Origin of the sequence: Agrobacterium sp. Ap1 (assembly GCF_017313375.1) — a bacterium.
GTDB lineage: Bacteria > Pseudomonadota > Alphaproteobacteria > Rhizobiales > Rhizobiaceae > Neorhizobium > Neorhizobium cellulosilyticum.
This window is the reverse complement of record NZ_JAFLMY010000003.1, coordinates 483971-496108: the sequence shown is the minus strand read 5'-3', so window position 1 is coordinate 496108 and position 12138 is coordinate 483971. Positions and strand designations below refer to the sequence as shown.

General features: G+C 60.0%; 9 protein-coding genes and 1 pseudogene. 2 read left to right on the top strand and 8 right to left on the bottom strand.

From position 1 onward, the window contains the following. From hutX to mscL, 7 genes and pseudogenes are all read right to left on the bottom strand, one after another. Positions 1-531, bottom strand: a complete 531-nt coding sequence (gene hutX, locus JZX87_RS08620) for a heme utilization cystosolic carrier protein HutX (protein ID WP_206825078.1) — start codon at positions 529-531, stop codon at positions 1-3. A gap of 27 nt (positions 532-558) precedes the next feature. Further along, positions 559-1737: pseudogene (gene hutW / locus JZX87_RS08615) on the bottom strand (heme anaerobic degradation radical SAM methyltransferase ChuW/HutW); the annotation flags it as partial. Between the two features lie 27 nt (positions 1738-1764). Then, entirely contained in the window at positions 1765-1914 is a 150-nt protein-coding gene (locus JZX87_RS08610) for a hypothetical protein (protein WP_206825077.1), read from the bottom strand. A gap of 147 nt (positions 1915-2061) precedes the next feature. After that, positions 2062-2874 (bottom strand): polysaccharide deacetylase family protein, encoded by an 813-nt coding sequence (locus JZX87_RS08605; protein ID WP_206825076.1) that lies wholly within the window; start codon positions 2872-2874, stop codon positions 2062-2064. A gap of 98 nt (positions 2875-2972) precedes the next feature. Continuing rightward, a complete protein-coding gene (gene galE, locus JZX87_RS08600; protein WP_206825075.1) occupies positions 2973-4007 on the bottom strand; it encodes a UDP-glucose 4-epimerase GalE in 1035 nt (344 codons plus the stop codon). A 155-nt stretch (positions 4008-4162) separates the two neighbouring features. After that, positions 4163-5338 carry a pyridoxal phosphate-dependent aminotransferase gene (locus JZX87_RS08595; RefSeq protein WP_206825074.1) on the bottom strand — a complete coding sequence of 392 codons (1176 nt, stop codon included), beginning with the start codon at positions 5336-5338 and terminating at the stop codon, positions 4163-4165. A gap of 115 nt (positions 5339-5453) precedes the next feature. Further along, on the bottom strand, positions 5454-5885 hold the full coding sequence (mscL, locus tag JZX87_RS08590; RefSeq protein WP_206825073.1) for a large conductance mechanosensitive channel protein MscL: 432 nt from the start codon (positions 5883-5885) through the stop codon (positions 5454-5456). A gap of 210 nt (positions 5886-6095) precedes the next feature. Here mscL and JZX87_RS08585 point away from each other — a divergent pair, with 210 nt between their 5' ends. Together JZX87_RS08585 and JZX87_RS08580 are read left to right on the top strand one after the other, a co-directional pair. Further along, positions 6096-9608 (top strand): hybrid sensor histidine kinase/response regulator, encoded by a 3513-nt coding sequence (locus tag JZX87_RS08585; protein WP_206825072.1) that lies wholly within the window; start codon positions 6096-6098, stop codon positions 9606-9608. Positions 9609-9816: 208 nt separating this feature from the next. After that, positions 9817-11058 (top strand): OpgC family protein, encoded by a 1242-nt coding sequence (locus JZX87_RS08580; RefSeq protein ID WP_206825071.1) that lies wholly within the window; start codon positions 9817-9819, stop codon positions 11056-11058. A gap of 74 nt (positions 11059-11132) precedes the next feature. Here the strand turns inward: JZX87_RS08580 and JZX87_RS08575 are convergent, their stop codons facing one another. Then, entirely contained in the window at positions 11133-12101 is a 969-nt protein-coding gene (locus JZX87_RS08575) for a bile acid:sodium symporter family protein (RefSeq protein ID WP_206825070.1), read from the bottom strand. Between the last annotated feature and the right edge of the window lie 37 nt (positions 12102-12138).

Here is a 12138-nt window from a genome sequence, read left to right as displayed (position 1 = left end):
TCAGGCATTGCCTGCAGGCCTGGCGAACTGGATGGCGAGCCGTTCGAAACGCTCGACCTGCACGGCCTTCAGCTTGCGTTCCCTGTCACGGCCAACATAGATCTTGAAGATCGTCTCGCCTTCGGCATTGAAGAACTGGATCGACCTTGTTTCCATGCCCATGAACAGGCGGCGGACGAAGAAGATTGCGGCGCAGTTTTCCGGCCGCAGATGGCCAGAAAGGCCGCCGGGGCCGCCGTGCAAATTATACATGCCGTGGCCCATCTCTCCCTTCGGCAAGGGGCCGGAAAACTCGATGATGGCATCCTTCGAATGGCAGATGAACATGACGTCGCCCCAGTTGGCGATATCCGTCAGCACATCGATGAAATGGCGCCCGTCGATGCGGGTAACACCTTCCGGCAGGCATTCGAGCACCGTCTGGAAAGGAACGCCATATTGCGCCGAAAGCGCTTCCAGCACGCCGTCCGGCTTTTCGGCGATGGCCTGTTTGATCTTGATGATGGCTTCGGCTTGGTCGAGATCGGACATGTCCCTGCTCCGTTTCAATGAGTTCGTTCAGGCCGCATCGCGTGAAGGGCCCAGTTCAAGGGTCAAAATGTCGTGGAGAGCGGCAATCAGGTTCGAGTACCAGAAGCGGCCTGCGGTGGTGAGTTCGACGATACCGCCCGCAAACGACAGGAGGCCCGCCCCCTGCCACTGGGCGATAAGCGGCTCCAGTACCGGCGTCATGGCGCGACCGGAAGTCCGGTCCAGCTGGCCGAGATCGAGATGCCCGACCTCGAAACCCGCTGTCACGAGGGTGCGCAGAGCGGAAAGCTCGTCGGAAATCATCATCATGCCGAGCGATTTGCGTCCGGCCCTTATGTCGTCGCCATAAACCGCCAGATCGCCGTTCAGGCCGTAACCTACCGGACCGATGGAACCGCCGGCGCCGGAACCGAAGGCGATGCAATCGGCTCCCTGCTTGATCAGCAGATTGTAGAGGTTTCGCTCGCGCGTAGTGCGGGCCCAGTGGTTGTTACTGATCTGGCGCCAGTTCCTGCGCCGGAAGAATTCCGCCCCGGTTCGATAAAATGCACCGATCTGGTTCAAGTTCGGCGTTGCCGGAAACTTTCCGGCTTCAATCGCCTTGAAGAGCGGCGTTGTCGGGATGAGGTTCAATCCATAGAGATCAAGTCCATCGGGACCGATATCCACCGCCGTTTCCAGATCCCGCTGCCACACATCGAGCGTCTGCCCCGGCAGCCCGTAGATGAGGTCGATCACCACAGCGGCGCGATCCTGGTCGCGCAGATATTCGAGGAAACGGATGGCCTCCTCGCGGCTGGAGCGACGTCCCTGCCGCTTCCTCACATCCGTATCGAAGGTCTGGACGCCGATCGAGAACCGGTTCGCCCCCGCCTCCAGGCAGGCATCGATCTTGTCCGGGGTGAAATGGATGATCCGGCCCTCAACGGTGATCTCGCAATCGGGCGCGAGCGGCAGCTCGGTGCGGACGGTGGTGATGATCCGCGACAGTTCTTCCGCGCTCAGCGCCGTCGGGGTGCCGCCGCCGAGATAGACGGCGTGGATCGGGTTGTGGCGCAGGGCATTGGTTTGCGCCTCACGCCTGATCTCCTCGATGACCAGTTCGGTGTAATCCGCCCCGGTCTGCGGCACATAGGCATTGCGGTAAAAGCCGCAGAAGAGGCAGTGGTTGGCGCAGAAAGGGACGTGGATATAGGCGAGCCGCTTGCCCGGTTTAGCCGGCTGAGACTGGAGCTAAAGCCAGACATCCTGCATCTCTTCCGGCGGCAGACGCCGCTTGCCGCGAAACGGCATCACCGCCCCCCGCCGGCTGAATGCCTCACTCAGCGGATCGAGCCCGGTTCCGGCCGCAAAATAGCGTGCCAAGTCCTCACTCGATGCCATGCCCAAACTTCTCCGCTGATTACCGATCGTCAATATGACGGCAATCTAGAGGCTGGAGACATGGGGCCACTTGCTGCAGATCAAGTGACTTGAGGATTTAACTCATGTTTTAGAATCGGGCTCGATGGAGCAGCAGATGCGGATAGCTCAAAACAGGCCGGGGCGCTGCGCGGTCGTATCGTTGTCGCCGATAGTTTCGACATCGGCGAGCCGGACGAATTCAACGCCGCGGGCCTTGAGCTTCAAAATAGCATTGGCGACACCCTGCCCTGCCGCATGGGTCGGCTGGTTGATGTGGGAGATGATGACATCCCCGTCCTTGGCTGCCGCAATGCGCTTTTCGGCAGAGCCTGCACCAAGCAGTGAGCCATCATCGCCGTTCAGCGAATAACCGGCGACGCGATAGCCCATCTTGCGGATCTCATCGATCGAGCTCGCATCGTATTTCGCCGTCGCCCCCCGGAACCAGCGGGGCGCCGAAAAGCCCGCAGCAATCACCGCTTCCGCCCCCTTGCCGACTTCCCGCGATACGGCTTGTGGTGATCCGGCGGACGGGATGCCATAGACGGGCACGGCGACATCGATCGCCGGAATGTGGTTCTCGCCGTGGTTCTCGATCTCGAACAGGTCCGGATTGGCGAGAAAGACCGCAACTGTCTGCGGGTTCTTTCTGAGCCAGCGGGCGGTGACAAAAACCGTGGCCGGAATACGCTCCTTGAGAAGCGTCGAGAGAATGCGCTCGTCCACCGCACCCATACATGCGTCGAAGGTCAGAGCGACACGCGACTTGGCACCGGCCTCACCCTTGGCAAGATGCAGGCGCGGCTCGACCAGCTTTACCTTTGGCAAGACGGCTGACGGCGATTGGGCGGCAGCCTTGGGGATATCCGAGGCATAGGCCGGCAAGGCGGCAATACCGCAGAAAAGAAGAACGAGACCGGCTGTCAAAGAGGGGCGCATGATATCCGTCGGATCAGATTGTTTGCGCTTCCCTTACTCCTCAAGCAATCGCTTATCCATAATCATTTCGGCATGACACCCCTGTCGTTGACCGCGCATCAGAAGCGCACGGCGGCCAGACGCTGGTGGAGCGAGCGAAGATCTTCCACCCGGCGACCGGCCAATTGCCCTTCCCAGGCGATCGCGGTCTCGACGATCAGGTCGAGATCGTCATGGCGCGGCTGCCATTCGAGAAGCCTGCGGGCGAGTGTCGAATTGGCAACGACGCTTGCCGCATCTCCCGGACGACGCGGGCCGTAATGAACCTCGAACGAGTGGCCGCTGACGCGCTTTACCGCGTTCAGCACTTCCAGCACCGAGTAACCGCGGCCATAACCGCAATTGGCAATCAGCGGCTCGCCACCACGGCGCAAATAGCTCAGCGCCTTCAGATGCGCTTCGACGAGATCGGTGACGTGAATATAGTCGCGCACGCCGGTTCCGTCCGGTGTCGGATAGTCGGTGCCATAGATATCGACGCCCGGCCGTTCGCCAAGGGCTGCTTCACAGGCAAGCTTGATCAGATGTGTGGCACCGACCGTCGACAGGCCGGTACGGCCGAGCGGATCGGCACCGGCGACGTTGAAATAACGCAGGGCGACGAAGCGGAAGTCATGAGCTGCGGCGGCATCGCGCAGCATCAGCTCCGACATCAGCTTGGACTGGCCGTATGGGTTTTTCGGCAGCGTCATCGCGCTTTCCAGGACCGGTGTATCGTCCTTCTGGTCGCCATAGACCGCGGCGGTGGAGGAAAAGACGAAATGCCTGATGCCGGCCTCGATCGCGGCAGCCGCCAGAAGCCGGGTCTTGCTGGTATTGTTCTCATAATAATCAAGCGGATGGGCGACCGATTGCGGCACGACGATCGAGCCGGCGAAATGCAGGATCGCCTCGATCTGGTTTTCCGCGAAGACCTGGGCTAGCAGGGCCTGATCGCCGACATCGCCGAGATAAAAGCGCGCCGCATCCGGCACCGCCCAGCGGAAGCCGGTCGAAAGCCGGTCAAGCACGACCACGTCTTCCCCGGCATCCAGCAATGCCCAGGCCATATGGCTGCCTATATACCCCGCACCGCCTGTTACCAGCACTGCCATGAACGACTTCCCTGCCTTTTGTTTTTTGCAGGAAAGCATTGCGGCGCTTGATCACCGGTTACTTATGAAGGGGTGACCCAACTATATCCGATGACGTGGATAAGAGAGGTTTTCGGGGATATTTCGAATTTTATCGAATATCCCCGACAGGTGTCTCAAAGCGCCTTGATGTAACCGGCGAGCCGGTCGGCCGCCTCTTCGACATGCTTCGGATTACGCAGGAAACAGGCGCGCAAAAAGTTCTCGCCTCCCTTGCCGAAGGCCGATCCCGGCGCCAGCGCCACACCGATCTTGTCGACGATATCGAGTGCCGCCGCGCGGCTGTCAGTGATGCCATCCACTTTCAGGAACGCATAAATCGCCCCTTCGGGCTTCAGCGTCTGGACACGGTTGGTGGCGATCAGCATGTCGCAGAGAATGTCGCGAGAAACGCGGGCGCGTTCGATATTTTCCTCGACGAAAGCATCCCCTTCATTCAGCGCCACGACGGCGCCACGCTGCATGAACTGGGCGACACCGGAATTCGAATACTGGATGAGGTTTTCGATGACCTGCCCCAATTCCGGCGGGGCGACCAGCCAGCCGACGCGCCAGCCGGTCATCGACCAGTTCTTCGAGAACGAGTTCGCATAGATGATGCGGTCGTTCGGCTCCGCGATATCAAGGAAGGACGGAGCCCTCACCGCGCCGCCGTAATAATAGCGGGAATAGATTTCGTCGGCGATGATCCAGAGGCCGTGTTTACGGGCAAGCCCGAGGATGGCGGCCAAGTCTTCCTTCGTCGCGGTCCAGCCGGTCGGGTTGGACGGCGTGTTGACGAACAGACCCCTGGTCTTCGGCGTGATCATGGCTTCGAGCTTGTTCAGGTCGAGAGACCATTTACCACCGGTGAACTCAAGCGGCAGGCCGGTGGCAACCGCGCCGGAAAGCTCGATGGCCGAGACGATGTTCGGCCAGGTGGGCGACAGATAGATCATCTCGTCGCCCGGTCCGCAGATCGCCTGCACGGCCATCATGATGGCATGCATGCCGGAGCCGGTGACGTAAAAATGCTCGGGCGGCAGCGAAACCGCGAAATGGCGGGAGTAATAATCGGCAAGCGCCTGGCGCAGCTCGGGAATGCCGCGCTGCCAGGTATAGAAGGTCTCGCCACCCAGAAGCGCGTCGGATGCTGCGCGGTTGATGAAATCCGGGCTTGGCAGATCGCCCTCACCCGCCCAAAGCGGGATCAGATCGTCACGGCCGCCGATGCGGGCATGGGTGATGATCTCGACAATGCCGCTTTCAGGAGCAGCAAGAGCGCGGGAACTGAGGGAGCCAAGCAGAGACATGCGGATTTCCTGTTTTTCGTGTGCCTTTCATAGCGCAGAAAAGTCCGGAAATCCCATGAGTTTCCTTGAGCCTGCAATTCATTGTTCTGATGAGTTGCAGGCTCAAGGCGTCTCGTTACTTCGTCTTCAAGATATCGCGGATTTCCGAAAGAAGCTGAATATCGGCCGGCGGCGGTGCAGGCTTTTCATCGACCGGCTTCTTTTCTTCCATGGCGCGCAGCCTGTTCACACCCTTGACCATCAGGAAGATGATGAAGGCGAGAATGACGAAATTGATCATGACAGTGATGAAGCTGCCATAAGCGAAGACCGCGCCCTGCTTGCGCGCCTCTTCCAGCGACGGAGCCGTGACGGCGCTCGACAGCGCGATGAAGTAATTGGAGAAATCGAAACCGCCGCCGGTGATCGCGCCGACGACCGGCATGACGATATCGTTGACAAGCGATGTGACGATGCCGGTAAAGGCGCCGCCGATGATGATACCGACCGCCAGATCGATAACATTGCCCTTTGCAATAAATGAACGAAACTCGCTGACTACAGACATGACTTGACCCCTCTCTCGGTTGCCGTCGTGCTTAACATAGCGTTTCATCAGATACTGAAAAGATGCCAAAAGCCAAGGGTTTAAACATGACAAATCCTCGGAGACGGTGCGACTGCATTGAACTTTTTGACGAGGCAGCGCCGATTTCCAACGCTTCGTCTTTCGCTTAATCTTATCTCCTGTCCGCACGCGCCTGCGGGGGGAGGAAACATGCTTCCAGGCTGGGTCATTCTTGTCTCGGCATTCGCCTATATCCTGCTGCTTTTTGCAGTGGCGAGTTACGGCGACAGAAAGAGCCGGCTTTCGGGTGTTCCCAAAGGCGGGCGTCCGCTCGTCTATGCCTTGAGCCTTGCCGTCTACTGCACCTCCTGGACCTATTTCGGCGGCGTGGGCCTTGCTTCCCAGCGCGGGCTGGAATTTGCGGCAATCTATGTGGGGCCGATCCTGGCGTTTACGCTCGGCATGCCGATCATCCGCCGTATCGTCGAACTGGCCAAAGCGGAAAAACTCACCTCGATCGCAGACTTCATCGCCGCCCGTTATGGCAAGAACGCCACGGTAGCAGCGATCGTCGCCGTGCTCGCGCTGGTCGGCACTGTGCCCTATATCGCGCTGCAGCTGAAAGCGGTGTCCAGCTCCGTCGCGGTGATGGTCAATCCATCCGATTTCGGCATCGGCAGCGGCAACCTGCATTTCATCGACCTTGCCTTGATCGTCACTCTGCTGATGGCCTGTTTCGCCGTCGTCTTCGGCACTCGCCACACGGATGCGACAGAACATCAGGACGGGCTGATCCTGGCTGTCGCCATGGAGTCCCTCGTGAAGCTGGTCGCCTTCGCGACAGTCGGGATCGCCGTCGTGTTCTTCATGTTCGACGGATGGTCGGATCTCGCGGCCAGGGCATCAGAAAGCCTGCTCGTTGCATCCGCCGCATCCTATGAAACGCCGGTCAGCCGATGGGTGCTGGTCATTCTTTTGTCGGCGTTTGCAATCGTCATACTGCCGCGGCAGTTCCATGTCACGGTGGTGGAGAACCGAACACCGCGGGAACGCCGCGCCGCCGCTTTCCTGCTGCCGGTCTATCTCATCGCCATCAATATCTTCGTGATCCCGGTGGCGGCAGCCGGGCTGATCACGTTCGGCGGCATGGGCGATGCCGACCTTTATGTGCTGACGCTGCCGCTCGAAGCCGGGCTTCCCTTCGTCACGCTGATGACCTTCATCGGCGGTTTTTCGGCGGCAACGGCAATGGTGATCGTGGAATCGGTGGCGCTGTCGATCATGATATCCAACGATATCGTGCTGCCGCTTTTCCTGCGTCGCAAGCTCGCCTCGCATACCGGTGCTAACCAGGACCTCACCCGCACGCTTCTCAATATCCGCCGGGCGGCGATCTTTGCCGTGATGCTGCTCGGCTACGGTTATTACCGGATGGCCGACAGCCAGTCGGGGCTGGCGTCGATCGGCCTGCTCGCCTTTGCCGCCATTGCGCAGATCGCCCCTGCCCTTCTGGGCGGGTTGATCTGGCGGCGGGCCAATGCGCGCGGCGCCATTTTAGGCCTTTCCTTCGGCTTCCTGTCCTGGGCCTATCTCCTGTTCCTGCCGAGCCTTGGCGGACCGGACAACTCCCATATCGCGGCGGCCGTGCTGAATTTCATCTTTCCCGGCGCTGCGATCTTTTCCGGGCGGGAGATCGATCCTTTCGTCACGACGACGATATTCAGCCTTGCGCTCAACACGATTGCATTCGTGCTCGGTTCGCTATCGCGAAATCCACGCCCGGTGGAGCGGTTGCAGGCGGGGATTTTCGTCAAGCGCCAGCCGCGGTCACAATTTGCCACGCGCGGCTGGAAGACCCGCATCAGCGTCGGTGACCTGAAGACGGTGATCGCCCGCTATCTTGGCGAGGAGCGGATGCTGCGCTCCTTCTCCAATTACGAGAAGACTGCCGGGCGCCGTTTCCGGGACGACCAGCAGGCAGATATGGCGATGATCCATTTTTCCGAACAGTTACTTGGAAGCGCAATCGGCTCGTCTTCCGCGCGGCTTGTGCTTTCTCTTCTGCTGCAGAAGGTGGAGGACACCAATTCCGACACGGCCTGGCTGCTCGATCAGGCAAGCGAAGCGCTTCAATATAACCAGGACATGATGCAGACGGCGCTTTCCCACATGGACCAGGGGATTGCCGTGTTCGACAGTTCCGACCGGCTGACGGTGTGGAACCGGCGGTTCCGCCAGTTGCTGGATCTTCCCGAACAGGCGGGACAGGTAGGCTTCGAGCTTTCCGATATCGTCGCGCTTTTGGCCGAACGCGGCGATGTGAGCGAGAAGGACAAGGAGGCTATTACCAGCCAGTTCAAGGATCTCGGAACGACCTTCTCGCTGATGGTGCATGGCGGTGAGCGGATCATCGAAGTGCGCAGCAATCCCATGCCGGATGCGGGTTTCGTTGCAACCTTTACCGACATTACCGCGCGTGTTGCTGCGGATCAGGCGCTGAAACAGGCGAACGAGACGCTGGAGCAGCGGGTCGGGGAGCGAACTGCGGAGCTTACCCGCGTCAACCGCGCACTCGGCGAGGCTCGGGCTTCGGCCGACGAGGCGAATGTCAGCAAGACCCGCTTCTTTGCCGCCGCCGGTCATGACATTCTGCAGCCGCTCAATGCCGCCCGGCTTTATTCCTCGACGCTGGTCGAACGACTGGCTGGCGCGGACAAGAATGCGGCAATCGCCCGCAATATCGACAGTTCGCTGGAATCGGTCGAGACTATCCTCGGTGCGGTGCTCGATATTTCCCGGCTGGATACCGGCACGATGAAGCCCCGCTTCGGGTCGATCGAGCTGGACGATCTGTTCAAGCGGATCGACACGGACTTTTCGCCAATGGCGCGGGAGAAGGATCTCAAATTCGTCGTCATGCCGACCTCGCTGAAAGTGGTGTCCGACGCCAACCTGCTGCGGCGACTGGTGCAGAACCTCGTTTCCAACGCGATCAAGTACACGGTCTCGGGCAAGGTAATCGTCGGCGCGCGTCGGCGCGGTGAGAAGGTAATCATCGAGGTGCTGGATTCAGGCATCGGCATTCCGTCATCAAAATTCCGCACCGTGTTCAAGGAATTCGCCCGGCTGGAGGATGGCGCGCGGACTGCAAGCGGATTGGGGCTGGGGCTTTCCATCGTCGACCGGCTCTCGCGGATGCTGAGCCATCCGGTACAGCTTGCCTCGCAGCCCGGCCGCGGCACGAGCTTCCGCGTCGAGATCCCGCGAGACCTTGCTGCGCCGAGCGCTGCTTCGGCCAGAGTTCGACGCGAGCGTGCAAAACCCGCCAATGTGTTGAATGGATTGCGGGTGCTCTGCGTCGACAACGAACCGCAGATCCTCGAAGGCATGAGCCTTCTGATCACCGGCTGGGGCTGCACGGTCGGCCAGGCCCGCTCGCTTGCCGAGATCGATACGATCATCAAGGGCCGCGAACCGCCGCCCGATGTCATCATCGCCGACTACCATCTCGACGACGGTTACGGGATCGAGGCAATCCTTGCGCTGAGGTCCCATTATCAGACCGCAATGCCGGCGATGCTGATCACGGCCGACCGGACACCGGAGGTTCGGGCAGAGGCCGAGCGGCACGGCATTGCCGTGCAGCACAAGCCAGTAAAGCCTGCGGCAATCCGCGCCTATCTCACGCAAAGCGCCGGTTTGCGCCGGGTCGCCGCCGAATAGTTTTCCACATCCACTGACAAATGCCGTTCATGTGACAGTCATCACGGACTGTTTACGGTTGAAATGTCTGAACGTCGGCTAATACCGATTCTTGCCGGAACTCTCCGGCTTCTCGCGACGTTTAGGCGCGTGACTTCCTGGCCCGCAGAGGCCTTACGGACCGAGGGGCTGGCACCATCGGAACCGGCAGAGACGGAGACCGCGACCGATGAAGCGCTTTGAAATCATTGACGGAATGCGAGGGTACTTCCTCGTTTTCATGGTACTCAACCACCTTATCTTTGCTGGTGGATACCTGCTTGTAAAAATCAATCACAACCAGCTCGCCTTCGTGGAAGACGCTCAGGGTTTCGTATTCCTGTCCGGCCTGATGATCGGCATGGTTTATGCCCGCAAGATGATGAAGGCCGGATATGCGGCCGGTCGTTCGGCGATCTATAGCCGCGCGTTCGAGCTTTATCGTTATGCGATGGGCATTGTGATCGCGGTCATGGTGGCGCAGATGGTGCTGCCGGGCGCTTATTCGATCTGGTTCAACTGGTTGGGCTACACGACCTTCGACGATCCGCTGCGTCTCGCCGCGATCGCGACCTTCCTGTACCAGCCGACCTTCATGGACATTCTGCCGCAATACATCATCTACATGCTGTTTGCGCCGATGCTGATCAAGCTCGTGCTGGACGACAAATGGCACTATGTGGTGGCCGCATCGATCATGCTGTGGATGGCCGGCCAGCTTGGCCTGCATCAGCTCATCACCATTCCGCTCAACGAGCTGGTCATGGGTGCCGATGACCAGGGGCTGCGCGTTTCGTTCAACCTGTTCGGCTGGCAGATCGTGTTCTTCTCGGGTCTGGTGCTCGGCGCGCTGACGTCGTCGGGCAAGATCAACTGGGGTAATGTGTTGTCGCCCGACAACACCTTCATCCCCAAGGTGGCGCTGGTGCTGGTGCTGTTCTTCCTGCCGCTGCGCCTGATTACTGCCAATGAGCTGATGCCGCCGCACATGATCGGCAAGTTCGCCTCGATGGAAATCCGTGCAGATTTCGGTCCGGTCTATCTGTTGAACTTCGCGGCGATGGGTCTGCTCGTCACCTGGCTGATCGTTGCCGGCCCGAAGCACAAGGCGGCATGGGTTCGCGCGATTGCCTCGGCACTGACCTGGGTGTTCACTCTGCGTTTCCTGCGACTGCTCGGCCGCCATTCGCTTTATGTCTATGTCTGGCACGTCGCCATCGTTTACTTCGTCTATTATTTCGACGGCCGTTCGCCGGAGCTGGACGAACTGACAAAAACGGCGATTGCGGTCGTTGCGGTTGGACTTCTTGCAATCCCGGCCGTCTGGCGGGAACGCGACAAGTATCTCGGCACCGCGGAGCCGGCACCGGCCAAGACCCGCGACCCGAAACCCGCCGCTTCCACCGGCCAGCAGCAGATGGTCGTGCGGTAAAGCTAAGCGCATCGAAAAATTGAAAAGGGCGGCCCGGGAGCCGCCCTTTTTTTATGGAAAGCGTTCCGCCTTCTTCAATGCGGAATAACCACCCGGTTGGTTGCCGCATCTGCATCGGCATCTTCCTTGCCGGCAAACCAGTTAGCGAGAAGCGCGCCGGAAATGTTGTGCCAGACGGAGAAGATGGCGCTCGGGACTGCGGCGAGCGGCGAGAAGTAGGCGGTGGCAAGGGCTGCACCCAGGCCGGAATTCTGCATGCCGACTTCGATTGCGAGCGCCTTGCGCTTGTAGAAATTGAGGCCGAGCGCCTTGGCGGCGAAATAACCAAGCAGATAACCTAGGCCGTTATGCAGCATGACGACGGCGAAGATCAGCAGGCCGGACTGGGCGATCGCGCCCTTCGATGCGCCGACAACAGCCGCGACGATCAGAACGATGCCGACGACGCTGACCAGCGGCAGAACCGGGATCGCGGCACGCACGAGGCCCGGGATCAGCTTCTGCGCCAGGAAACCGAGCGCCAGCGGCAGGATGATGACTTCGAGAATGCTGACGAACATCGCCCAGGCATCGACCGGCAGGTACTGGCTGGCAAACATCCAGACCAGAAACGGCGTGACAATGGGGGCCGCCAGCGTGGTGACGCTGGTGCAGGCAACTGACAGCGCGACATCGCCACGAGCAAGATAGGTCATGACGTTGGACGAAGTGCCGCCCGGGCAGCAGCCGACGAGGATGACGCCGGCGGCGACTTCCGGCGGCATCGGGATGATCTTCGTCAGCAGCAGCGCAAGTGCCGGCATGATGGCGAAATGGGCAACGACACCGATCGCCACTTCATAGGGGCGGCGGGTCAGCTCGCGGAAATCATCGACCGAGATGGTGAGGCCCATGCCGAACATGATGATTCCGAGAAGAGCGACGATCCACGGCGCCACTAGCTTGAAGGTATCGGGAAAAAAGAAGCCGAGAACCGCGAAGAGGATGACCCAGATTGCGAAGGTCTTGCCAACGAAAGCTGAGAAGGTTGCCAAGGATTTCAAGAATGCACTCCCGAACGAAACAAAGTGTCCGCGGTCT

Excerpts from the sequence above, each read along its gene's own strand:
- hutX (WP_206825078.1), bottom strand. The coding sequence starts at position 531 with ATGTCCGATCTCGACCAAGCCGAAGCCATCATCAAGATCAAACAGGCC.
- JZX87_RS08610 (WP_206825077.1), bottom strand. The coding sequence starts at position 1,914 with ATGGCATCGAGTGAGGACTTGGCACGCTATTTTGCGGCCGGAACCGGG.
- JZX87_RS08605 (WP_206825076.1), bottom strand. The coding sequence starts at position 2,874 with ATGCGCCCCTCTTTGACAGCCGGTCTCGTTCTTCTTTTCTGCGGTATT.
- galE (WP_206825075.1), bottom strand. The coding sequence starts at position 4,007 with ATGGCAGTGCTGGTAACAGGCGGTGCGGGGTATATAGGCAGCCATATG.
- JZX87_RS08595 (WP_206825074.1), bottom strand. The coding sequence starts at position 5,338 with ATGTCTCTGCTTGGCTCCCTCAGTTCCCGCGCTCTTGCTGCTCCTGAA.
- mscL (WP_206825073.1), bottom strand. The coding sequence starts at position 5,885 with ATGTCTGTAGTCAGCGAGTTTCGTTCATTTATTGCAAAGGGCAATGTT.
- JZX87_RS08585 (WP_206825072.1), top strand. The coding sequence starts at position 6,096 with ATGCTTCCAGGCTGGGTCATTCTTGTCTCGGCATTCGCCTATATCCTG.
- JZX87_RS08580 (WP_206825071.1), top strand. The coding sequence starts at position 9,817 with ATGAAGCGCTTTGAAATCATTGACGGAATGCGAGGGTACTTCCTCGTT.